Consider the following 23,544-nt stretch of genomic DNA (forward strand, 5'->3'; position numbering starts at 1 on the left):
GGCGTCCCTGAGTTATGGATGCAACTCAGGGACGCTGCGGGGGTCTGATTTTCGGGGCCCGGTAGGTGCTGCCCGTTAATTCTGAGGTTGGGTGGCAGGCGCCGCCGGAGCCGCGCTGGCGTTGTCAGCTGCGGGTGGTGCCGGAGGGTTGGAGCTTTCTGATGGAGCAGGCTGCGCTGGGGCCGATGTTCCTGTACCGGAAGCAGGTGCGGGCGGACCGGCAGGAGCTGCGGGAGGCGTCCAGTAGGCAAGCCTCAAGTAGACGGGGGTGATTTCGAACGGCAGCTTATCGCGGGCGCTAAGCAGCGGCTCGTAGGCTGTGTTCAGCTTGATCACCTGGTCCGTCCAGGGGTCTCTCCGGAGGAACTGAGAGAGAGGCATGGCGGCCTGTTGTTTCAGGTCGCTGTTGTTGAGCTTGGGTCCCTTGGCCACCAGAGCCTGTAGCCAGAAGGTGCCGTCGGGGCGAAGCAGACCATCGCCGATTTGTGGCTCGGTCAGCGCTTTCAGGCCCTTTTCGCGAGCCTGGAGTTGCTGCAGATAAAGGCTGATGTACTGCTCACCACCCTCGAGCTCCTTAGCGCCGAGAAGCTCAACAGCCTTCTTGGCGGCCTCGGCGTTATCCGCATCCGTGTGGTGCATCGGAAGCTTCTCGAACGCTGACTCGGTGGGGAACATCAGACGATCGCTGAAGGCGTACTTGGTATCGATGTGATGACCGAGCACGATATGTGCAACCTGGAAGGCGAGCAACGCATTCAGGTTACCCATCTGCTGTGCACCGTCGGCGGTTGGTACCGCGGTGGTGTCCAGGAGGCCCTTCGAGAGCAGGATGGTGTCACCTACCGAGAGCGACTCGAGCGGCTCAGTGAGCAGTGTGCGGACCTTGATCGGACGGTCCAGAGGAATGTTGTTATACGCGAGGATATTGTTCGCGAGCGCCTCGAGAATCTTGTCGAAATCGCTCGGAGCATCGATCAACCCGGCGGTGTAGAGCCGGTCGATGACGTTGTCCTCAGCCTGCTCCACCCACTGACGCTGCGCCTGGAGAGGCGAAACATCCGCGGCCTGCTGGCTCTCATCGGTCGCACCGACGACCTGGAGATCGGTCTGGTCGGCATCGGACTGCGGAACCTTCAGGGAGTAGCCCCAGATGTGGTTAACCGCTTTGAACTTCAGAGTTCCCTGTGGGCTCTTTGGATCGCTCTCCTCTATGTAGACCGAGGTGGGAAGCCACAGGCCATCCTGAACATTGGTCCGCCAGGAATCGAAGTGGTAGTACTCGCGGACGTCCTTCTCGCCACCCGAGAAGCTTCCGTTGAATCGAACGATATTGCCGCTGTTGCGGTCAATCCAGATGCGTCCTGCGAACCGTCCCACCGCCGACTTCTTTGTCGGCTGCACGTCGAACACGACCGTCGGGATCGTCCCGAGGAAGTCGTTGCGCAGGAAGTTGAAGGTGTACATCTGCCGGTTGTAGCTGTTGGAGTCGACCAGCAGCATCTGCACGAAGCCCGACTCATGGTAGGTCAGGTGCAGACTACCGGACAGCGAGGTCAGATAGCCGAGCGAATGACGGAAGAAGCCGTGGGTGTCGTGGCTCTCCTGGACGTACCCCTGGTCATTGATGACCTTGCCGAAGTTCACTCGTGCGAGGAAGTGAACGTCAGAGTCCGGGATCTGACCCATAACGGGATCCGGACGCATGTTCTGAATGTAGGTTTCGACGATCGGAGCGCGTTGCCGAAGCGTCTTGATCACCACCTGCTCGCGAGCGATGGACTTATCGATCAGGGCACTCTGCGCAGGCGTGAGCTTGCGCGTCTCATAGGCGGCTTCTGCCTTCTTCTTGTTTTTCCCGAAGACGGCGGCGGTTGCCGGCAGGGCAGTCGCCGCCACGAGTGCTGCGGTGAGGGCTGTGGTAAGCCGGTTCGGAAGGTTCATAGTGCGGGGGTGCTCCTTGGGTGCGGTGCCGAAGGCGAACTTCTACGTTGGGCACGACGCGGGGACGTCGCGTTTCACGGGTTTATAGACACGATAAAGCGATTTCGTAAAGTTCAGCAGTATTTAGCTCATCTGGAAGTTCACTAATACGACACCCTCCCAGTCGATGGCGCGTCCCGTTGTATCCAGGGCGGGCTTGAAGCGCGTCGCCTCGGTTGCCTGAATTGCGGACTGATCAAGGCCGTGGCCCAGACCATGCACGACGCCTAACACCTGGACTCCGCCGCTGGCTGTAACTCGGATGCGCAGCGAGACGTTGCCTTCCAGATGCATTGCCTTAGCCTCCTCCGTGTAGACCGGGGTGGGCTTATACGTAACCTTGGGCGCTGACGCCAGGCTGGACTGCATGACCTGCGGCCGTGCAACCTGCTGTTGCTGCATCTGGGGCTGGATGGCCACTGCGACCGGACCGGCCGGCCCGCGGCCAGTTCCACCGGTAACGCCGGTTCCCAATCCAGCCACTGCGCGAACTGCATTGTCACGGCCGCCCATCCGGCCGTCCGGCGAGCCGGAACCCATGCTGACCTTCACCGGGCCACTGCCGGTGTTCGACCGGTTCATGCCCGGCATCCCGGCATTGCCCATGTTGACGGCCGAAACGGCGGGACCGGTCAGCGGCTTCATCGGGTTGGTTGCCGAACCGAGGCGAACGGCCGTCGGGTTGGCATCATGGTTCGGAACCGCGGCAGCCATGGCGACACCCAGGTTCACCTTCACGGGGGCGGGCGGCGGCGTCACCTTCTTCGCCGCCGGCGGCTCCATCATCGGCTTCGGAGTCGGCGGCAAGGCAACCGGCTTGATCTCAGGAAGCTTTACCGGCTCCGGCATTTTGATCTTGGGCGTCTCGATCTTGGGCGGCGGCGGCAGTTTAATCTTGGGCGGCGGTGGCGGAGGTGGCGGCTTCGGCGCCGGCTGAACCTTCGGCTGTGGCGGAAGCATCAGTTCCGTGACCCGCTTGGCGACGATCGGATTGGTTTTGATCACCATCCCGAGAATCACGATTAATGCGGCGATCGTGCAATTGACGATAACGGCGGTGACGGTGGCACCTTTGCTCCGGGTTCCGTCATTCAGCACGCCGAAGTGGGCGAATTGCACCGGCTGCGGATTCGGGTCGTCGCTGCGAAGTGGCTTGGGCATCTCTGGTCGATCCTTATCGCTGTCGTTCAGGTGAAGCCGATGCTTTGCGGCGGGCTATCTGGCAGTTACTCAAACGATACCAGAGCGCCTCGCAATTCCCGGCAGATTTCAGTAGAAAAGTGCACCTTGGTCTGTCCCCAAACTGCACTCAGTTAGACTCCTTAAACCCGGTTTCGGGCTGTACCGGACCTCCCCGAGCCTTACCGGGGGATGCCCGTAAGATGGCTGCACCGGCTGGGTGGGGCACGAAACAGGCGCGCCCGGCGGTTTTCCGGAGGCGCTGATGACCCACCAACTGCTGCAAACTCTTTCGACTGATATGTTTCACTTGCCGATTCCTGTTGTGGAAAAGATTGTCAGGTCGGTAATCATGTACCTCTGCCTGGTGGTCTTTCTTCGGCTCTTCGGCAAACGGGAGCTGGCTCAGCTCAATCCGTTTGACCTGGTTGTTCTGCTGACGCTGTCCAATACGGTTCAAAACGCCATCATTGGAGATGACAATTCCGTCACGGGAGGGGTCATTGGGGCGTTCACCCTCCTGGCGGCCAACTGGCTGCTGATGTGGCTTCTGTTCCGCGCTCCCAAGGTGAATACCGCGCTGGAGGGGTCGGCGAGCACGTTGATCCAGAACGGCGAGGTCGATGAGGAGGCGCTTCGCCGCGAATCCATGACCCGCGAGGAACTGATCTCCGTGCTGAACAAGAACAACTTCAGCGATCCGGCCGAGGTCGAGACCTGCGTCCTCGAGCCTAACGGGACGTTTTACGTCAAGGGGAAGCAGCCCAGCAGCGACCAGGTGGAGCGTTCCGAGCTGATGCAGGCTCTCGAAGGCTTGCGCGCGGAGGTAATTGCGCTGCGCGAGGAGATTACCGGCCGCAGTTAGAGCGGCGGCCACAGGCTGGGCCTGGCGCGCTCCCGTGTAAGGCGCTCGCGAGGAGCGGACGTTATGACGTCCTTCACTGCTGCCTGGTAGCCACCCGCCGAAGTCGAGTGCATCACTACCGGGGCGCAGCCGACCGCGGAGACGAGGCCCCGGAACTGTCCGATGGCTTCCTGCCCGAAGGTCACACTTTGTACGATGGCACGTCACGCCGATCTTTCATCCTCACGATGAAGCCGTCGATCATAACTTCGGCGGCTCCAAAGATTCAGTTGTTATGGACGATGCCGTTTCGAGAGGCGTGTACATGCGCTATACGCGGCCCGGACAGCATCGTGGTTGAGTTGAGTTTCGGGCCCGCAAGGTCATGTGACCATAGCACTTCGGCGGAGCCAGCATAGTAACGTTACAGGTCTGTGCTGCCCCGTTTGGGGTATTGGGGATCGATATTTCTGAGGAAAATTGATGACCTCTTTAGCTGCGAAAAGCGCCGCGAAAGCGCACACACTCGCGAGTTCGCTTTCCTAAAGCAGCACGCCCGCGTAAGTTCCTGTGTGTTGCAACTGCTCGAACGGATGGCGTAGCTTCGGATTCTGCGGCGATGCAGATGCATCGAGGCCGCGAACCGGAAGATCACGGAGATTGTTCTCGCAAGATGCCTACCGAAACACAGAGCCAGCAGAGCGGCGCGGCCGCGCAGACAAAGAACGAGAGTGCACTGGAGTCGGTGCTACGCGAAAACCGCGTTTTTCCGCCGCCCGCGCAGTTCGCAGCTAAAGCGTGGATTGGCTCGGAGGCGGAGTACGAAAGACTGTACCGCCGCAGCGTGGAGGATCCGGAAGGGTTTTGGGCTGAGGCGGCCGGCGAGCTGGAGTGGTTCCATCCGTGGACGAAGGTGATCGACGGCGAGGGGCACGAGACCAAGTGGTTTACGGGCGGAAAGCTCAATCTTTCGCACAATTGTGTCGACCGGCATGCGAAAGGCTCGCGCCGTGACAAGGTGGCGTTGCTTTGGGAAGGTGAGCCGGGCGAAATTCGGAAGCTGACTTATGGGGAGCTTCATGAGCAGGTCCAGCGGTTCGCGAATGTGCTTAAAGCTCAGGGCGTGAAGAAGGGTGATCGCGTTGCGGTTTACATGGGTATGAGCCCGGAACTCGCGATTGCGCTGCTCGCTTGCGCGCGGATCGGTGCCGTGCACTCGGTGATCTTCGGCGGATTCGCCGCGCATGCGATTGCCGATCGTGTGAACGATTCGGACTGCCAGATTGTGGTCACTCAAGACCTGAGCTATCGTCGCGGCGCCGAAGTAAAGCTGAAGCACATCGTCGACGAAGCGCTGGAAAAATGTCCGGGTGTGCGCAAGGTTGTCGTGTATCAACGGGCGCCCGAAAAGACGGTTCCGATGAAAGCGGGCCGCGACGTGTGGTGGCACGACGAGATGGCGAAGGCCTCGGCCGAGTGTGCGTGCGAGGAGATGGATGCCGAGAACCCGCTGTACATCCTTTACACCAGCGGAACGACAGGCAAGCCGAAAGGCCTGGTGCACACGACGGGCGGCTACGCGGTGCAGACGTATCTCACGTCGAAGTACGTCTTCGATCTGCGCGACGAAGATGTGTACTGGTGCTCAGCGGATATCGGATGGGTCACAGGGCACAGCTATGTCGTCTATGGTCCGCTGCAGAACGGCGTGACCGTGATGATGTACGAGGGCGCGCCGAACTGGCCGGAGTGCGACCGCTTCTGGAAGATCATCGACGACCACAAGGTGACGGTCTTCTACACCGCGCCCACGGCGATTCGCGCCTTTGTGAAGTGGGGCAACGAGTGGGTGCACAAGCACGACCTTCGCAGCCTGCGCCTGCTGGGCACCGTTGGGGAGCCGATCAATCCTGAGGCGTGGATGTGGTATCACCGCGAGATCGGCAAGGAGCGCTGCCCGATTGTGGACACATGGTGGCAGACCGAGACCGGATCGATCATGATCTCGCCGTTGCCCGGTGCGATTGCGACGAAGCCGGGTTCTGCGACGAAGCCGTTTTTCGGCGTAACTCCGGAAGTGGTGACGCGCGATGGTCACGAGGTTCCTGCGGGACAGGGCGGCCTGCTTGTGATTCGCAAGCCATGGCCCTCGCGTGCGCGCACCATCTGGGGCGACCATGAACGCTTCGTGAAGACGTATTTCTCCGATGTGCCGGGTTGTTACTTCACCGGTGACGGCGCACGGCGTGATCAGGACGGCTACTTCTGGCTGATGGGCCGTGTGGACGACGTGATCAACGTGAGCGGGCATCGTCTTGGGACGATGGAGATTGAGTCGGCGCTGGTGGCGCACTCCAAGGTTGCCGAGGCTGCGGTGGTCGGACGGCCGGATGAGATGAAGGGGCAGGCGATTGCCGCGTTCGTTTCGCTGGAGCAGGGTCATGAGCCGACTGCGGAGCTGAAGCAGGAACTGCGGCAATGGGTAGCGAAGGAGATTGGCGCCCTGGCGCGGCCAGATGATGTTCGGTTTACCCAGTTACTACCTAAGACACGCTCTGGCAAGATCATGCGGCGGCTGCTCCGGGAGCTGGCGACGACCGGCGACGTGAAGGGCGACACGACGACGCTCGAGGACTTCAGCGTCCTGGCGAAGCTGAAGGAGAACGACGAGTAGAGGGGCCGAAACCGCTGCAGGAAAGGCACGTCTACACAGTTATGAGGTCAGGTCTCTGGAGTGCGGGTTTGGCTGCGCTGTTGTGCGCTGGGAGTGGATACGTGTGGGCGCAGGATGCGAAGCCTGCGCCCGCACAGGCAGCAACCACGGCTAACGCCAAACCGGCGGACGATATTCCTGCCAGCGGCTCGGCCAGCACCATGGCGGTGAAGGCCAACCTGGTGGTGATCCCAACGGTCGTGCGCGACAAGAAGGGCGCGCTGATCAACGATCTGAAGAAGGAAGATTTCTCGTTGCAGGTGGACGGTCAGCCGCAGCCTATCCGCTACTTCGACCACGACACGGATGTGCCGCTGACGCTCGGCCTGCTTGTCGATGTGAGCATGAGCATGCGCAACGAAACGGACTCGGAGCGCACGGCGAGCCAGTCGTTTCTGGATACGATGCTCGCTCCTTCCAGCGGTAATCGCGGCTCGGATAAGGCGTTCGTCGTGCAATTCGCGAAAGAGGTGGAACTGCTGCAGGACGTAACCGATGCCAAGCCTCGCCTGCAGCGCGCGCTGAAAGAATTGGGCACGTCCAGTCCGAGCTTCCACAATACGGACGACACCACCTCCGGCCCAAACACCGACAGCGAAGGAAGATACATTCGCCACGGCGGAACAGCGCTGTATGACGCGATCTATCTCTCGGGCGACGAGGTCATGTCCAAGCAGGCGGGGAAGCGGCGTGCGCTGGTGGTGCTGACGGATGGCGTGGACCGCGGCAGCAAGGAAGCTCTGGGTGACGCGATTGAAGCGGCGCAGCGCGCGGACACGATCGTCTACGGAATTTATTACAAAGGTGAACAGCACCAGGACTTCAACCGGCCGCAGCAGCGCAGGGGCGGGTATGGCGGGGGGTATCCGGGGGGAGGATATCCCGGCGGGGGATATCCAGGTGGAGGGTATCCGGGCGGCGGATATCCGCAGGGCGGAGGCAATGGTGGGGGGCAGAACCCTCGGGGTGGCGGAGGGGACCACAAGCCGTACGTGGATGGGAAGCATGTGCTGGAGCGGATCTGCGGGGAGACGGGTGGACGGGTCTTCGAGGTGAGCAAGAAGCAGACCATCGATGACATCTACAAGCAGATTGGTGAGGAGCTGCGGGCGCAGTACCGGCTGGGCTTTACGCCTTCGGGAGATGCGGCGAAGGATCGGTATCACCAGATTTCGCTGGCGCTGACGGGCGATGACGCCAAGAAAAAGATGGATGTGCAGACGCGGGACGGGTACTACATGGGGCAGTAGAGGGTGTACCCCCCTCCCCCCGTTTTTTTGCGCAAAATCTTCAAAACAGGGGATTTAGCCTTGGACCTATGTGTGTCTACCGGGTTGGATGCGGTCAGGGTCTGGCGTAGGGTGGCTTGAGATGAGTGCGCTTTTGTCAAGTACCCCAGGGGCTAAAGCCCCTGATTCGGGATGGCTTTTACGGCACGGCTTAAGCCGTGCCCTTAACGAGACGGCGCTGAGGTTGGGTGGGACGGAACTATGGCTGGGGGTTACCAGTTTCCCAGTTTTCAGTCTGCAGTTGGATCAGGTTAGGGTCGGGGAAGAGGTTGCGGACGGCAACACGAGTTGCGAGGACGGGTGGGCGCGGAATGGAGATTCCAGCCGACCGTGGAAAACGTGGAGAGCGATCAGCGCCAGGATGAAGAGGATGATGACGGCGACTCCGGAGAGGACGACAACGGTGAGGAAGCTGGGCTTGTTGGGTGGTTGCTGTTCGAGGTGAGAGGGAATCTCCTTCAGCTTCTGGGGGATCTCGTGCAGTTGCTTGTGAAGTTCCTCCTTGAGGTGATGGGGATGTGCGGTGTCGTGTTGGTCTGTCATGTAGTTTTAGATGCGGCGCCATGGGCGGAGGCAAAGTGAGTTGGAATCGGAAGCGTCTTTCGCGCATCATTGGAGTGCAACCGAAAGGAGTTTGGGGGATGTACAGGAGATTGGTCGGAAACGGGATGCGGATTGTTGCCGTCGGGGCGGTGCTGGGGTTGGGATCGTTGATGGCCGCGGCGCAGTCGGCGCCGATTCCACGCGCGCATATCTATCCGGATGTGCAGGCTGCTCACTCAGACATCCAGGCAGCCCTGGCGAAGGCGCGCGCAGAGCATAAGCGCGTACTGCTGGATTTTGGCGGGGATTGGTGCGGCGACTGCCAGGTGCTGAATTACTACATGCACCAGAGTCCGAACAAGGAGTTGCTGGACAAGTATTACGTGCTGGTTGATGTCAATATCGGACACATCGACCAAAACATTGATATTGGCGATAAGTATGGTGTGGTGTTGAAGAAGGGCGTGCCGGCGATGAGCGTGCTGCGGCCGGATGGAACAGTGGTGTATGGGCAGAAGAACGGCGAGTTTGAAAACATGCGCAACATGCAGAGCTCGGATTTGACGACGTTCCTTGAAGCATGGAAGCCGCGTTAAGTGTGGTTTCGTGGAGTTGCAGTTGCGGCAGTGGAAGACGGTCCGAGGTTCGTTGCGAGCCGGGCTGTGCCGGGGTCCTTCGACTGCGCTTCCTCGCGGCGCGATGAAGCTCCGCACAGGATGACAGCTCCGGGAGCTATTCCATTGAGAAACGGCACGAAATGACAGGGCAGGCCGCAATGGAACGCGTGGTGATCGCGCCCGCGAAGCGCGCAGTCGGTTTTGGCCGGCTGCTGCGGCGCACGTTCTTTGCGGCGGTGGAACACGATGCGTTCACGGTGGCCCAGGCCGCGGCGTACTCGGCGATGGTGGCGCTTTTCCCGGCGCTGGTGGTGATTGCGGCCTTTGTGGCGCTGCTGCCGCCGTGGCTCCCGCTGAAGGTGCAGATGGCGGATTTCTTTGAGCGGATGCTGCCCTCGATGATCAGCCCGCTGATGGACTGGTATTTTGCGACGACGCATCAGACGTCACAGACGGCGGGCGCGCTGCTGAGCTCGGGCGTGGTGAGCCTGCTGGGCGCGGGGAATGTAATGGCGACCCTGATGGAGGGGTTCCGGCGGGCGCATCATCTGCCGCTTCCGCGGGGAAGTTTCTGGAGCCGGCGCGGAAGGGCGCTGGCGCTGGTGCCGCTGTCGCTGCTGCCGATGACGGCAGCGAGTGCGCTGGTCGTCTTTGGACATTTGTTCACGCACTGGCTGGCGGCGGAGATTCCGGCTTTTGTGCGACCCGGATTTTTTGCGGCGTCGGTGGTGTTGCGGTGGACGATCGCGATTGGGACAAGCGTGGGCATTCTTGCGGTGGTGTATCACCTGGGGACGGATATGAGCCGGCATGTGCGGGCCGAGATGGAGCCGATGATGCGCGAACCGTGGCTCGTGCTGCGGCGGGAGTGGACGTGGAGGGCGAGCCTGCCGGGGGCGGCGATGGCGACGGCGCTGTGGTTTGCGTCGACGCTTTCGTTCGGGTTTTATGTGACGCGCTTTGCGAATTACGGACGCGTGTACGGATCGTTGGGTGCGGCGATTGCGTTGATGGTGTGGCTGTACATTATTGCGCTGACGGTGCTGATTGGAGCGGAGTTCAATGCGCAATATGCGCGGGCGCGGCGCGGTGGGGACGCGGCAGCGGCGCTGTGGAAGAACCGTCGACCATCAGTGCAGGTAGAATGACTGATTGATCAGGTGGAGATCGACAAACGGGCTCTGACGCCTGAGTGAAAAGAGAGAAATTGATGGACGCCAGAGACAACGGTGCGGGCCTGGGCATAGCCCGTAAAGCGAAAATTGTAGCGACACTTGGACCGGTATCGAGCACGGAAGATATGTTCCGGCAGTTGGTGCGGGCAGGGCTGGATGTAGCGCGGCTGAACTTTTCGCATGGATCGCATGAGCAGAAGGCAGAGCTGATCGCGATGGTGCGGAAGGTTGCGGCCGAAGAGGCGAAGCCGATCTGCATTCTCGGAGACTTGCAGGGGCCGAAGATTCGCACGGGCGTGCTGGTGGACCACAAGCCGGTGATGCTGGAGACCGGAAAACAACTGGTCATTACCCCGGACGCGGTGGAGGGCACGGCGGAACGTGTGAGCACGGTGTTCAAGACGCTGGCGGAGAATCTGAAGCCGGGAAATCGGATTCTGCTTTCGGACGGATTGATTGAGCTGCGCGTGGTGGAGCTGCGCGGCGCGGATGTGGTGACGGAGATCATCAACGGCGGGATGCTGGGCGAGAAGAAGGGCATCAATCTGCCGGGGATTCCGGTGAAGGTGCCTTCACTGACGGAGAAGGATGAGGCGGACCTGGAGTTCGCGATCAAGCAGGGTGTGGACACGATTGCTGTGTCGTTTGTGCAGACTGCCGAAGACGTGCTCTATGTAAAGCGAAGAGTGGCGGCGCTGGGCAGCGAGGCGTGGGTGATTGCGAAGCTGGAGAAGCCGCAGGCCGTGGACCACCTGGATTCGATCCTGGAGGCTGCGGACGGGATCATGGTGGCGCGTGGCGATCTGGGTGTGGAGGTGCCGCCGGAGAAGGTGCCGGCGATTCAGAAGCATTTGATTCGGAGGGCGTCTGAGTACAAGAAGCCGGTGATTACGGCGACGCAGATGCTGGAGTCGATGATTGAAAATCCGCGGCCGACGCGCGCGGAGGCGTCGGATGTAGCGAATGCGATTTACGACGGCACGGATGCGGTGATGCTGAGTGCGGAGAGCGCGGCGGGCAAGTATCCGGTGGAGTCGGTGGCGATGATGGCGAAGATCGTGGTGGAGACGGAGTCGCAGATGGCTCTGCTGCCGCGGCCGGTGACGATGGGAGCGCACAGGAAGTCGCTGAATATTCCGGAGACGATTTGTGAGTGTATGGCGCACTCGGCGCAGGATTTGGATCTGGCGGCGATTGCGATCTTTACGGAGACGGGCAATACGGCGAGATTGCTGTCGAAGTACAGGCCGGATGCGCCCATTTATGCGATGAGCCCGTTTGAGGATGTGGTGAACCGTTGCATGCTGCTGTGGGGAACGTGGCCGATCTGTTGCGAGCGGTTCAAGGATACCGACAAGCTGGTGGAGATGGCGGAAGACACGCTGGAGAATGGCGGGTTTGTGCGGTCGAAGGATGTGGTGGGGATTGTGGCGGGAACTGCGACGCGGACGGGCGCGACGAATTTCATGCGGCTGCATTTGATTGGTGATCGGTAAGCGAGGTTCTAGGTTCTAGGTTCTAGGTGCCAGGGTCCAGTGGAAGGCCGAGAGAGCTGAGGAGTGGGTAAGGGTTGTGGGGAATTCTGCAGTAGGTCGGGTTCGGCATTTTCGTGAGTTGATTGTTTGGCAGCGCTCCATGCAGTTGTCAGTTGCGATCTACGACCTGACGAAAGACTTTCCTCGGGAGGAGATCTACGGTCTCACGAGCCAGATGCGCCGGGCTTCCGTGTCCATATTGAGCAACATTGCAGAAGGGCACGGAAGGCACTCCCGTTTGCAGTTGGCGAACTTTACCTCAATGGCGAAGGGTTCATGCTACGAGCTTGAGGCGCAACTGCTTTTGACCCGAGAGCTCTCCTATGGAAAGTCCGACAAGGTCGATCGATCACAGGCGCTTTGCAATGAAGTGGGTCGCATGCTGCATTCAATGCTGAGCAAGCTGCAATCCACTGAGCCGCAGCCGCAAGCTAGTACCTAATACCTAGAACCTAGTACCTTTCTTCCATGGGTAGAATTCACGTTCTTTCAGACCAGGTGGCGAACCAGATTGCTGCCGGTGAGGTGGTGGAGCGCCCTGCTTCGGTGGTGAAGGAGCTGCTGGAGAACTCGCTGGATGCGGGGGCGACGCGGATTCGGCTGGAGGTTGAGGGCGGCGGGCGGAAGCTGATTCGGATTGTCGACAACGGGCATGGAATGGGGCGCGATGATGCGCTGCTGGCGTTTGAGCGGCATGCGACGTCGAAGCTGCGGTCGAGCGACGATCTGTTGAGTATTGCGACGCTGGGGTTTCGCGGGGAGGCGTTGCCGTCGATTGCGTCGGTGGCGCGGGTGACGCTGGAGACGCGCGCGCCGGAGGATGCGGTCGGGACGTCGCTGGAGATTGCGGGTGGGAATCTGCTGCGCGTGGACGATGCGGGGCTGCCGGCGGGAACGACGATCGCGGTAAAGGATTTATTTTTCAATACGCCGGCGCGGCGGAAGTTTCTGCGCAGCGAGCAGACGGAGCTGGGGCATGTGGCGGCGTTGGTGACGCATTATGCGCTGGCGCATCCGACGAAGCATTTTGAGCTGCATACGTCGACGCAGGCGCTGGTGATGGCGCCGGCGGTGGCGGATGCGGGCGAGCGGCTGTTTCAGATCTTTGGGCGCGAGACGTTCGAGAGCTTGATTCCGGTGGCGGCGGAGATTGATTTTGCGCGCGCGGGGCTGCCGGAGCCTCCGCCGTGGAAGCGGGCTGAGGATTGGGAGCCGCCGGAGCCGGGGTTTCTGCGGATGACGGGTTTTGTGTCGAAGCCGGAGCTGCAGAAGCTGAATAGGAATTCGATCTATGTGTTTGCGAATGGGAGGTTGATTCGCGACCGGCTGGTGCTGCATGCGCTGACGGAGGCGTACAGGAACATCATTCCGCCGACGTCGTTCCCGGTGGTGCTGCTGTTTCTGGAGATGCCGCCGCAGGAGATTGACGTGAATGTGCACCCGGCAAAGACGGAGGTGCGGTTCCGGCAGGGTGCGTTTGTGCACGATTTTGTGAGGGATTCGGTGCGGACAGCGCTGATGCAGGCTCGGCCGGCGGCGAGCTTTTTGCAGGCGCTGAGCGCGGCGCCGACGGCGGGGGAGTCGCTGATGGTGGATGTGAGTCCGCTGCCGGGGGTGGAGCAGCCGGTATTTCGGCCGGGCGAGCAGATGGTGTCGCAGAGCGAGGGTGTAGTTGAGCCGGGCGATGTGGCGAGTTTTGAGTTGAGAGAGAGGGTGGTGGCTCCGTCGCCGGGAAGGCTGGGGTTTGAAGGCGCGGGGATGGCGGTGGGGTATGGGGACGGGAGTGCGACCCCACCCACGCGCGATGAAGCTGCGCGTGAATGGGGCACCCAAGGTGTCGGGGGCGAGGAGCAGCGGGGGACGCTGAATTCGCTGGCGTCGTTGCGGCCGCTGGGCCAGTTGCGGGACTCGTTCATCCTGGCGGTGAATGAGGAGGGTTTGTGGATTATCGACCAGCATGTGGCGCATGAGCGCGTGCTGTTTGAGAAGATTTTGCGCGAGCGCGAGGTGGAGAAGGTGCAGCGGCAAAGGCTGCTGATGCCGGTGCTGGTGGATCTGCTGCCGGAGCAGATGGTGACGTTTGCGGAGATTGCGGAGGAATTGGAGAGGAACGGGTTTGAGGCGGAGCCGTTCGGGCCGCGGACGCTGGCGATCAAGGCGGCTCCGGTGGGGCTGGAGGGCAGGGAGCTGGAGCGGATGCTGGAGGAAGTGCTCGGGGTGACGGAGAAGTCGGCGCAGGTGGAGAACGAGGAGTTGCGGCGGACGCGGATTGCGGCGTCGATTGCATGCCATGCGGCGATCAAGGTGAATATGCCGCTGGAGGGGGCGAAGATCGACTGGCTGCTGGGGGAATTGGCGAAGACGGAGCACCCGACGAGCTGTCCGCATGGGCGGCCGATTGCGTTGCGGTATTCTTTAAAAGAGATTCAGCGCGCCTTCCAGCGGATTTGACGCCGCGCATCTTATTGCAGGAAAGATTTTGAGGACCTCCGCCGCGGGCGGAGGTTGATGCTGTCTGGATACCATCTGGGCCTGTTCGAGGCCGTGAGTACGCGGCGCGAGTGCCGTTCACGCGGAGGAAGCTCCGCAGTCTGAGAGAGTTTGTTTTGAGTTCTACACCGCAGTTTGATGTGGCGCAGTTGACTGCCGCGCGAAGTGAACATTGGCACCAGGGTAGCGAAGCACTGTTGACGATTGAGGCGGCGCGCGAGTGGGTGAGTGAAGCGGGGCTGGTGTTGTTTGCCCCGCGGGGGAATCAATTGCCTGTTCCGGCGCCTTCGCTGGTGGAGGCGACGCTGGGAAAGAGTGTGAGTGCGCCGACGGCAGCAGACAGCGAGACGGCGCGCGGGCTGGTGGCGCGGATGGTGGCGGAGGGATCGGTGCTGCCGCTGAATTTGCTGGGCGGGCCGGGCGATTTGCCGGATTTTGTGGTGGCGGCGCAGATGTTTGGGTTTGTGTTCACGTTGCGCGGCGACAAGAACTGGAAGCAGCCCCCTTCGACGTCTGGCTCGGTGAAGGTGTCACCGCTGGCGCTGAAGGTGTATGAGGCGCTGGCGCAGGGCACGGCGATGACAGCTGCGGAGCTGGTGACAGAGCTCGGGCGCGAGGTGACAGAGAATGCGATTGCGCGCGCGCTGAGCGAGTTGTGGGGGCAGATGCGGGTGATTCCGCTGCTGCAGCAGGACGGGGCCGGCACGATGTGGGAGCTGACCTCGCGGCGTTTTACGAAGCAGATGAAGGCGGGGGCGAATGCGGGGCAGCCGACCGCTTTGTCAGCTCTGATTTCTTCGTACCTGGCGCAGGTTTTTGCAGCAACGGAAGAGGAGATTGAGATCTTTCTGTCGCCGCTGGCGGCGCGATCGCGCGTGCGCGATGTGCTGCATGGGCTGACGGCGGCGAGACAGCTTGAGCCGGTGGTGCTCGAGGGCAAGACGCTGGTGTACATTCCGGGGGCGCTGCCGGAGTTTCCGCAGATTGCGGTTGAAGCCGTGGCGGCGGAGGGTGAGGCGGAAGCTGCTCCGGAGCCGGTTGAAGAAGAGCGGATTCGGAGATTTGACCGTCCTCGCGCGCCGCGCGAACAGCGTGGTGAGCGGCCAGTGCGCAGAGAAGGTGGCGAGCGTGGTGGGCGGCCGGTTCGCAGGGAAGGCGGACCGCGCGGTGATCGTCCAGTTCGCAGAGAAGGTGACCCGCGTCGCGGGCCGGCGAAGCCATTCGGGGAGCGCAGGCCTGCACGCAGCGCCGAGGGCAAGAGTTTCGGCGAGCGGGAGCGGCGTCCGTTCCAGCGGGATCGGGCGGAGTCAGGCGGAGATCGCGCGAAGAAGAGCTTCTCGCGTCCGTGGGATGAGGATCGCAAGCCTCGTCCGCGGCGAGATGAAGGTGAGAGGAAGGAAGGCGAGCGGCCTGCCAGAGAATCCGGCGAGAGAGCTGGAGGAGAGTTCCGCGCGAAGCCGGCGTTCGGCAGGAAGCCACAGTTTGGTAAGGGGCCGAAGAGAGACTTCGGTGCGGCTCGTCCGCGGAGCGCTGAATCGGATCGCGGCGGGAGCGGAGAACGGCCATTCCGCCCGCGGCGTGAGGCTGGTGGCGAGGCGAGGCCATTCCGTGCGCGTAGCGAAGGCAGCGGAGGAGAGCGTCCGTTTCGTCCGCGGCGTGAAGGCAGTGGAGGCGAGCGTCCATTCCGTCCGCGGCGTGAAGGTGGTAGCGAGGCGCGGCCATTCCGTGCGCGCAGCGAAGGCAGTGGCGGAGAGCGGCCGTATCGTCCGCGGCCCGAAGGTGGGCGTGGGGAGAGGCCGTTTCGTCCGCGTAGTGAAGGTGCAGGCGGCGCGCGGCCATTCCGTGCACGGCCTGAGGGTGGAGGCGAGCGGAGTAGTGCAGGGCCTGCGAAGCCGTATCGCAGAAGAGAGGAAGGCGAGGGCGGCAAGCGCCCGTTCCGTTCGACAGAGGGCCGAGAGCGTTCGCGTCCGGCTGGTGAGCGGAGATTCGGCGGTGGCCCGGGAGGCAAACCGAAGTTTGGAGGCAAGCCGGGCTTTGGCGGTAAACCAAAGTTTGGAGCGAAGTCGGGATTTGCGGGCAAACCGAAATTTGGTGCGAAGCGTGGACCTGCGAAGCCGGGTGGCGGCCAGGGGAAATTTGGAGGCGAGTCGAAGCCGTCGCGAGCGAGAGATGTGAAGGCCAAGGATATGAGGGCCAGAGGTAAGGGTGAGGGAACGCGCGGGCCGCGGAAAGAGACCGAGGAGTAGCTGCAACGCATGAGTGAGACAGCAGCGAACGACAGGGTGGGGCGAGAGCCGGCGAGACGGGAGCGGCCGGTGATTGCCATTGACGGGCCGGCGGGAGCTGGAAAGAGCACGCTCGCGGCGCATCTGGCGCGGAAGTTTGGTTTTCTGAACCTGGAGACCGGGGCAATGTATCGCGCACTGGCTCTGAAGGCCATCGAGAATGACCTCGCCTTTGAGGATGAGCCGGCGCTGATGGACCTGGCCGAGTACACGCGAATTGCGCTGGAGCCGCAGGCTGAGGGAAATCGCGTGATCCTGGATGGCGTGGATGTCTCGCGGCGGGTGCGGGATGCGGATGTGACGGAGGCGGCTTCCAAGGTGTCGGTTCATCCGGGCCTGCGGGCGTGGATGGTTGGACAACAGCGGAAGCTGGGCGAGCTCGGCGGCGTGGTGATGGAAGGCCGGGACATTGGGACGGCGGTTTTTCCGGACGCCGAGGTGAAGATTTTTCTGGATGCGGCGCCTGAGGTGCGTGGGAGCCGGCGTTACCGGCAGCGCGTCCCGGAGCAGGCGAAGGTTACTGAAGAGTCAGTGTTGAAAGAGCTGCGGGAGCGGGATGCGCGGGACCGAAATCGGGCGGAATCGCCGCTGCGGCCAGCGGAGGACGCGGTGATTCTGGACTCAACGGCGATGACGCTGGAGGAGGTGCTGGCGGCTGCTGAGGAGATCGTCCGGAGCCATGTGGAGGCGGGTAAATTGCAGGCTAAGTTGCACTAAACACAGTGCAATCAGCCTATGAATGAATTTTTTGGTGGAAATTTAGGCCGCCGTGCTACCATTCCCACATCGTTTGAAACAGATTGGTTTTCCGCAGGTTTCAACCGGCCGAAGCCCCGATTTGGATTCAGCGTCAAAGTCACAACACGAAGGATTTACGAGACATGGAACAGGGAACGGTGAAGTGGTTCAACGACGCCAAGGGTTTTGGCTTCATCAGTAGGCAGAACGGCGAGGACGTCTTCGTACATTACTCAGCAATCAATACGAACGGTTTCAAGAGCCTTCAAGAAGGTCAGGCCGTTCAGTTCAATGTTGTGAAGGGGCCCAAGGGCTGGCAGGCGTCTGACGTTCAGCCGCTGTAGTCATCGATCAGTCGGCACCCCCACAGATTCAACTTTTTTGAGGCTTGTAGGGACGCTACGAGATGTGAGAAGGGACAGCGAAGGCTGTCCCTGTCTCCGTTAATGAGCTGTTGCGGGTGATGAGGTTACTGCTGCAGCTGCGGAGCGGTGGGTTGAGTGGTGACCGGGGCGTTTGAGTCGTCGAGTACTTTGGTTCCGGGCAGGATGGTGATCGAGGTCTTCAGCTTGCGGTAATCGGAGAAGGTGTCACGGGCGTTGCCGTTGAAACCTTTCAGGAGCAGGAAGCGACCATCGACGTGTGCGGTGAATTGCTGGGGGAACCAGATTTCGCCGTTGACGGGCGCTTCGGTGAAGTCGAACGAACTGCCTTTCTTAATATTGACGAGCAGACCACCGCCTATGTGGAAGTTCTCCTGCAGGGTTCCGTTGAGGCGAAGGATTGCGTTGTCACGCTCATCGACCCAGAGCGTGCCGGTGAGTTCGCGCATGATCTCTTCGCTGAGGTCTTTGGCGGGCGCGTGCGGATTGCCTACGTAATCGAAGACGAGAGTGGGACGGCCGTTGAGTACTTCGCGACGAGGATTGCTGAACGTTGCGAGCCTCAGAAGGGCGCTGGCGCTGAGGCGAACTTCGTCTCTTGCAGGTTTGTTCTGCTGGGATTTCAGTTTGGCGACCTGCTTATCGACGCGTTCCTGTTCCTTTTGCGCTTCCTGGGCGGAGAGCGGCTTTCCGTCGTGCGAGAGGTGCTGGAGGACTTCGGTGTTGGCGACGTAGAAGGCTTGGTACTCGTCGGTGTGAGTTTTCTTGCTGCCGTTGGAGGAGAACTCGTCGGCGACCTGGCTCATGGTGCAGACGTAGGTTTTGCGGAGGCTTTCGAGGGCGTCGTAGCGGGCGCGAACGCGGGCAAGCAGCGTCTGGATGTCGGGCAGAGGAGCGGGTGGGTCGGCAGCGGCGGAGTCGGTCGCGGTGCTGACAGCTGCCGTTGGAGTAGAAGTCTGCGGGGCCGCGACGAGGCAGGGCAAAAGGAAAAAAATTCCTGCGAGGACCCGACGGTGCATGGCCTCACTATACAGAGCGGAGGGATTTACGAGGAGGGTGGATCATCGCTGGAACCGGGGTTGCGGCGGTCGCGCCAGCGGCGGCGCAGCCAGTGAACTCCGCCGAAGCCGAGCCCGCCGGCGAGCGTTGCAATCAGCGCGACGACGACTGCGATGGCAATGGCTATGACGATCAGGAGAGAAGTACCGGCGAGCAGAACGGATGCCGCAGTTTGCAGGATCGCGTGGATCACAGCGACGATTGCTTTGAGAAGAATCACCTGGGCTGATAGGACGCGAATCTGGGGGTGTGCGCCGTGACCAGGTTTTGTGCAGATTTCATTTCAGCTATAGAGAAGCTTCGGCTGTATCGCGCAGAGAGGTCACGGCGAATCCGATTGCGGCAAGCCAGCTGGCGACGGCGGAGAGAGCGTCGGCCGATGTGCGCGATGTGTGGATCAGTTCGGCGGAGATTTGAGTCGGGAAGCGAAGGCCGAAGCACAACTGCGGGCGATAGGTGCAGGAGGCAAGATCGGCGATGCTGAGTGCGGTGGTTGGTGTGCCCAGGATGGTGCGGGGAGGCGCCATGCGGTCGAGCATCGAGAAGATTTCGAGCTTGGACTCGAGCTCGTCGGGAACGAAGTCGATGGCGAGGTCGGCGTCGCGAACGGCTTCTTCAACGGTGGAGGCGAGATGAAGCGCGCCTGCAGGTGTTTCTGAAGCGATGGCGTGGTGGGCGCTGCGCAGGCGGGAAGGCATGACGTCCTCGAGGATGACGTCGAAGCCGGCGCGAACGGAGCGAAGGGCGAAGTCGCGGCCTGCCGCTCCTGCACCGATGACCGCAATGCGGCGCAGCGGGCAGGAGGTATGCATCGGTGCGGGCTTACTTTGAGGTGAGTGCGGCGAGGACAGACTCGTAGCTGGGTTCGGATTGGCGGATGTGGTCGGCGACGCGGGCCTTCTCTTCGTCAGACAGTACGGGCAGCACGGAGAGGATGCGGCGCAGGGTGACGGAGATGTCGTCAACGTAGTTCATGGTGCGGATGGCTTCACCGGAAAGAGGCACTGCAGAATCTCCTGTGTGGTCTGGTGTTAGTTTACGCGGTTGCGCTGTGAAGTTGTCGGCTAACGGGCGGCGCCTTCCTGAATGCGGAGAGCGGCGGAGTCGGTGGGGCTGCCGGCGGATTCGCCCTCGATGGGCTTCTGGTAGCCGTCGCGGTCGGACATCTCGGTGATGGCGCAGAGGCGGTGAGCGAACTCTGACTTGAGCTCGTCGAGACCGAAGCGCCAGGACCAGTTGCCGTAGGCGGCGGCCGGGCGGTTCATGCGGGCTTCGCTCGAGAGCTCGAGGACGTCCTGCAGCGGATAGATGGCGATGTTGGCGACAGAATCGGCGGCGGCGCGGATCATTTGCCAGACGATCTCGCAGTCGTTGTGCTGGTCGACGGGGCCGAGATAGATCTGTACGTTGTTACGCTCGTCGGGCGTTGTGTCTTCGCGCCACCAGCCGAGTGTGGTGTTGTTGTCGTGCGTGCCGGTGTAGACGACGGTGTTGGCGATGTAGCGGTGGGGCAGGTAGGTGTGGCCGCCGCGCTCGGCGAATCCGAACTGAAGGATGCGCATGCCGGGCATGCCGAAGTATTCGCGCAACTCGTCGACTTCGGGAGTGATGAGGCCAAGGTCTTCGGCGACGAAGGGGAGATCGCCGAAGATTTCTTTGAGGCGATTGAAGAGGGCGTGGCCTGGAGCTTTGACCCAGTGACCGTTCATCGCGGTCTCTTCATCGGCGGCAATGGACCAGAAGGCTTCGAAGCCGCGGAAGTGATCGAGGCGAATGAGATCGTACAGGGCAAGCGAGCGGCGAACGCGCGCGATCCACCAGTCGAAGCCGCGCTCTTCAAGCAGACTCCACTTGTAGAGCGGATTTCCCCAGCGCTGTCCGGTAGCGGAGAAGTAGTCGGGTGGGACGCCGGAGACGCGGGTGGGCCTGCGCTGATCGTCGAGCTCGAAGATTTCGGGGTGGGTCCAGACGTCGGCGGAGTCGTAGCTGACGAAGATAGCGATGTCGCCGAGGATTTTGATCTTGCGTTCGGCGCAGTAGGAACGGAGAGCGTTCCACTGTTCGGCGAAGAAGAATTGAATGACCTGCTCGATGGCGATCTCGCGACTGGAGTCATTGAGGAGTGCAGTCATCGCGTCGGACTGACGGAGAGCGTACTCGGACGGCCAGGAGATCCAACCGGAGTAGTTGAAGCGGTGACGAAGGACGGCGAACATGGCCCAGTCGGTGAGCCAGGAGATGTTGTCCTGTGAGAAGCGCTGGAAGCGGGCGCGGTCGTCGGGACTTGCGTTGTCGAGGAAGTTGGCGGCGGCCTCTTCGACAAGTGGGCGCTTGGCTTCGAAGGCGAGCTCGAATTTGCAGGGGCCGTTGTGGCCGGGGAGACCTTCGATGCGGTGTGGGGAAAGCCAACCGGCATCGACCAGGCGCTCGAGCGAGATCAAGAGCGGATTGCCGGCGAAGGCGGAAAGCGCGGAGTAGGGCGAGCTGCCGTATCCGGTGGGATTAAGCGGGAGGACTTGCCAGAGCCGCTGCTTGGCTGCGGCCAGGAAGTCGACAAAGGCAAAGGCGGCCGGCCCGAAGTCGCCGATGCCGCCGTAGGAGGGAAGCGAGGTTATGTGCAGCAGAACTCCTGAAACCCGCTCTGACGTCATTGCGCTCCTTCACCCGCTTGTGACCTGAAGCGTAGGACGTATGTCATGCGCAGGCGGGATGCCGCGATCCTGCCTGCGCAGTGCGACGAGTTTACGGCAGGCCGCCGGGTTGCTTACGGCTGTAGATGATGGCCCCGCCCTGCTGGTAACGCTGCATCAGGGAGGTAGCGAAGAGACCGAAGGCCTCCTGGCGTTGATCGTCGAGGAGCTTCTCCCGGGTTGCGGAGAGGTTCTTGGCGATGTCATCGGGAGTGGGCTCCTGCTTGTCAACAACCTGAGCCACAGAGCCATTGGGGCCTTCATTGATCGGGCCCGAGATGCCGCCCTTCGGAAGCGAGAAGAGCACGGATGCGGGGCCGGTCATGGAACCGATATCAGGGACCTGGGCGTCGCGGCCGACGAGGTCGCTGGTCTTGACCGGGATTTTCATCTCGGCAGCGGCCTTGGAGAGATCGTTGAGGACCTTGGCGCGATCGGCGAGCTTGATGAGCTGCGCGTTGAGGAGCTCAGGCGCCTTCTGCTCGCGGTAGTCATCGAGAACGTGCGACTTCCAGGATGCGAAGTCGGGCGCGTGCGCGGGCTTGATATCGAGTACCTGGAAGACTGCGTAGCCTTCGCCTGTCGATGCGCTCTGCGGAGGAGCATTCTTGGTGGCGCTGAAAGCTGCGGTCAGAAGGCCGGTGGAATCAGGCAGGCTGGGGATTGTGGCGTCATGGGCGATGTAATCGGTCGTGACGACATGGAGGTTGTGTGCCTGCGCAGTCTTCTCGAGGCCGTCTTTGCGGGCTTCGGTGACGAGCTGGTTGGCGTAGTTCTGTGCGGCCGAAGCAGCCTTCTGACTCTCGAGTGCGGCGACGATGGAGTCATGCACCTCGGCGAGGGATTTGGTGTGCGCGGCCTGCTTTTGTTCGGTCTGGATGATGTGATAGCCGAACTGCGAGCGAACGAGACCGGAGGTCTGGCCGGGGTTGAGGGCCATCGCCGCTGAAGCGTAGGCGGGATCGAGGTTGCTGGCCGGCATCAGGGGAAGTTCACCGCCCTGGTCCTTGGAACCGGGGTCATCGGAGTACTTCTTGGCGAGCTCTGCGAAGTTGCCGCCAGCTTGAAGCTGCTTGAGGACGTCCTGTGCCTTCGCCTTTGCAGCGTTGTCGGTGGCCGTGTCGGCGCCTTTGGGTGCGGAGATGAGGATGTGACGTGTCTTGACCTGCGCAGGAACGTTGAACTGATCCTGATGGCCGTTGTAGTAGGCCTGAATTTCGGCCTCGCTGACCTGCGGCTTGCCGCCGGGAAGGCTGGCGTCGTCGAAGGCAAAGAAGGAAAGCTTGCGGGTCTCAGGTACGGCGTTGGCGTAGCGCGCGGAATTCTGGTTGAAGAAGGCCTGCAGCTCGGCGTCAGAAGGATTGATGGTCTTCTTGATGTCGTCAGCGGAGATGACCGCGTAGTTGAACTTCACCTTCTGACCCTGCTGGAGGTACGCGGCGCGGACGGCGCTGTCAGAGACGGTGACGCTGCCGGTGACTAGGGATTGAAGGCGTGCGAGTTCAAGGTCCTCTTTGACTTCCTTCTCAAACTGAGAGACGCCGACGCCGAAGAACTGCTCGACGAAGTTCATGTATCCCTGATCGCCGATGTACTTGCCGCCGGGAAAGAGGTACTGCGAGAGCGGACCGGTCTGGAGCTCACGACGAAGGTCGTCGTCGGAGACCTGGAGGCCGAGGCGGTCGGCTTCGCGAACGAGGACAGCACGCTCGACCTGCTCCTGGCCGACCTTGTTCATGAGAATGGGGCGCGCGAAGTCTGGGTAGTGCTGTTGCTGCATCTGGCGCTCGGTTTGCTGCGAGACCTCCTGCATCGTGATGGCATCGCTGCCACCGAAGAGGCGGCCCCAGAGTCCGGGAGCGCGAACGGTCGCGAAGACCGCGGTATTGTTCGATGTGTCGTCACCACTGAAGATGCCGGGTACCAGGGTAATGACCATGGCGACGCTGGCGGCGGCGATGATGAGACCGAAGATGATCTTGGTGGCTTTATTGTCCTGCTGAAAGATGCGGATCATGCCTGGT

The 23,544-nt window shown here is 61.6% G+C and carries 20 protein-coding genes; 11 read left to right on the forward strand and 9 right to left on the reverse strand.

Features of this window, described 5'->3' with window-relative positions; translation table 11 throughout:
* Nucleotides 1–75 precede the first annotated feature (75 nt).
* Both VGU25_13660 and VGU25_13665 read right to left on the reverse strand, forming a co-directional pair.
* On the reverse strand, nucleotides 76–1,941 hold the full coding sequence (locus VGU25_13660) for a hypothetical protein (protein HEV2578249.1): 1,866 nt from the start codon (nucleotides 1,939–1,941) through the stop codon (nucleotides 76–78).
* Between the two features lie 123 nt (nucleotides 1,942–2,064).
* The gene (locus VGU25_13665; protein HEV2578250.1) at nucleotides 2,065–3,141 is read right to left on the reverse strand and encodes a TonB family protein; all 1,077 of its coding nucleotides are present in this window, start codon (nucleotides 3,139–3,141) and stop codon (nucleotides 2,065–2,067) included.
* 283 nt (nucleotides 3,142–3,424) lie between these two features.
* On the opposite strand from VGU25_13665, the gene VGU25_13670 reads away from it, so the two are divergent.
* From VGU25_13670 to VGU25_13680, 3 genes are all read left to right on the forward strand, one after another.
* Nucleotides 3,425–4,024, forward strand: coding sequence for a YetF domain-containing protein (locus VGU25_13670; protein HEV2578251.1), 600 nt, complete (start codon nucleotides 3,425–3,427; stop codon nucleotides 4,022–4,024).
* Nucleotides 4,025–4,676: 652 nt separating this feature from the next.
* Nucleotides 4,677–6,677: an acetate--CoA ligase gene (gene acs, locus VGU25_13675; GenBank protein ID HEV2578252.1), complete on the forward strand. Its 2,001-nt coding sequence runs from the start codon at nucleotides 4,677–4,679 to the stop codon at nucleotides 6,675–6,677.
* A gap of 68 nt (nucleotides 6,678–6,745) precedes the next feature.
* A complete protein-coding gene (locus tag VGU25_13680; GenBank protein ID HEV2578253.1) occupies nucleotides 6,746–7,966 on the forward strand; it encodes a VWA domain-containing protein in 1,221 nt (406 codons plus the stop codon).
* 285 nt (nucleotides 7,967–8,251) lie between these two features.
* Here VGU25_13680 and VGU25_13685 read toward each other — a convergent pair whose 3' ends face one another.
* Nucleotides 8,252–8,548 carry a hypothetical protein gene (locus VGU25_13685; GenBank protein ID HEV2578254.1) on the reverse strand — a complete coding sequence of 99 codons (297 nt, stop codon included), beginning with the start codon at nucleotides 8,546–8,548 and terminating at the stop codon, nucleotides 8,252–8,254.
* 98 nt (nucleotides 8,549–8,646) lie between these two features.
* Here VGU25_13685 and VGU25_13690 point away from each other — a divergent pair, with 98 nt between their 5' ends.
* The 8 genes from VGU25_13690 (at nucleotide 8,647) to VGU25_13725 (ending at nucleotide 17,732) form a co-directional block, all read left to right on the forward strand.
* Nucleotides 8,647–9,144 carry a thioredoxin family protein gene (locus VGU25_13690; protein HEV2578255.1) on the forward strand — a complete coding sequence of 166 codons (498 nt, stop codon included), beginning with the start codon at nucleotides 8,647–8,649 and terminating at the stop codon, nucleotides 9,142–9,144.
* A gap of 161 nt (nucleotides 9,145–9,305) precedes the next feature.
* The gene (locus VGU25_13695) at nucleotides 9,306–10,313 is read left to right on the forward strand and encodes a YihY/virulence factor BrkB family protein (protein HEV2578256.1); all 1,008 of its coding nucleotides are present in this window, start codon (nucleotides 9,306–9,308) and stop codon (nucleotides 10,311–10,313) included.
* Nucleotides 10,314–10,375: 62 nt separating this feature from the next.
* On the forward strand, nucleotides 10,376–11,836 hold the full coding sequence (gene pyk, locus VGU25_13700; GenBank protein ID HEV2578257.1) for a pyruvate kinase: 1,461 nt from the start codon (nucleotides 10,376–10,378) through the stop codon (nucleotides 11,834–11,836).
* Between the two features lie 76 nt (nucleotides 11,837–11,912).
* Nucleotides 11,913–12,317, forward strand: coding sequence for a four helix bundle protein (locus VGU25_13705; GenBank protein ID HEV2578258.1), 405 nt, complete (start codon nucleotides 11,913–11,915; stop codon nucleotides 12,315–12,317).
* Nucleotides 12,318–12,343: 26 nt separating this feature from the next.
* Nucleotides 12,344–14,326, forward strand: coding sequence for a DNA mismatch repair endonuclease MutL (gene mutL / locus VGU25_13710; protein HEV2578259.1), 1,983 nt, complete (start codon nucleotides 12,344–12,346; stop codon nucleotides 14,324–14,326).
* 155 nt (nucleotides 14,327–14,481) lie between these two features.
* Nucleotides 14,482–16,611: a hypothetical protein gene (locus VGU25_13715; protein HEV2578260.1), complete on the forward strand. Its 2,130-nt coding sequence runs from the start codon at nucleotides 14,482–14,484 to the stop codon at nucleotides 16,609–16,611.
* 9 nt (nucleotides 16,612–16,620) lie between these two features.
* Nucleotides 16,621–17,367, forward strand: coding sequence for a (d)CMP kinase (gene cmk, locus VGU25_13720; GenBank protein HEV2578261.1), 747 nt, complete (start codon nucleotides 16,621–16,623; stop codon nucleotides 17,365–17,367).
* A 164-nt stretch (nucleotides 17,368–17,531) separates the two neighbouring features.
* Entirely contained in the window at nucleotides 17,532–17,732 is a 201-nt protein-coding gene (locus VGU25_13725; GenBank protein ID HEV2578262.1) for a cold-shock protein, read from the forward strand.
* Nucleotides 17,733–17,857: 125 nt separating this feature from the next.
* Here VGU25_13725 and VGU25_13730 read toward each other — a convergent pair whose 3' ends face one another.
* The 6 genes from VGU25_13730 to VGU25_13755 all read right to left on the reverse strand — a co-directional run bounded on the left by VGU25_13730 (nucleotide 17,858) and on the right by VGU25_13755 (nucleotide 23,537).
* Nucleotides 17,858–18,754, reverse strand: coding sequence for a hypothetical protein (locus VGU25_13730; protein HEV2578263.1), 897 nt, complete (start codon nucleotides 18,752–18,754; stop codon nucleotides 17,858–17,860).
* A 62-nt stretch (nucleotides 18,755–18,816) separates the two neighbouring features.
* Nucleotides 18,817–19,050, reverse strand: coding sequence for a hypothetical protein (locus VGU25_13735; protein HEV2578264.1), 234 nt, complete (start codon nucleotides 19,048–19,050; stop codon nucleotides 18,817–18,819).
* A gap of 67 nt (nucleotides 19,051–19,117) precedes the next feature.
* The gene (locus tag VGU25_13740; protein ID HEV2578265.1) at nucleotides 19,118–19,642 is read right to left on the reverse strand and encodes a 3-hydroxyacyl-CoA dehydrogenase NAD-binding domain-containing protein; all 525 of its coding nucleotides are present in this window, start codon (nucleotides 19,640–19,642) and stop codon (nucleotides 19,118–19,120) included.
* A 10-nt stretch (nucleotides 19,643–19,652) separates the two neighbouring features.
* A complete protein-coding gene (locus VGU25_13745) occupies nucleotides 19,653–19,835 on the reverse strand; it encodes a hypothetical protein (protein HEV2578266.1) in 183 nt (60 codons plus the stop codon).
* A 59-nt stretch (nucleotides 19,836–19,894) separates the two neighbouring features.
* Nucleotides 19,895–21,481, reverse strand: a complete 1,587-nt coding sequence (gene malQ, locus VGU25_13750; protein HEV2578267.1) for a 4-alpha-glucanotransferase — start codon at nucleotides 21,479–21,481, stop codon at nucleotides 19,895–19,897.
* 91 nt (nucleotides 21,482–21,572) lie between these two features.
* Nucleotides 21,573–23,537 carry a peptidyl-prolyl cis-trans isomerase gene (locus VGU25_13755; GenBank protein ID HEV2578268.1) on the reverse strand — a complete coding sequence of 655 codons (1,965 nt, stop codon included), beginning with the start codon at nucleotides 23,535–23,537 and terminating at the stop codon, nucleotides 21,573–21,575.
* Between the last annotated feature and the right edge of the window lie 7 nt (nucleotides 23,538–23,544).

It is taken from the genome of Acidobacteriaceae bacterium (assembly GCA_035944135.1).
Classification (GTDB): domain Bacteria; phylum Acidobacteriota; class Terriglobia; order Terriglobales; family Acidobacteriaceae; genus Granulicella.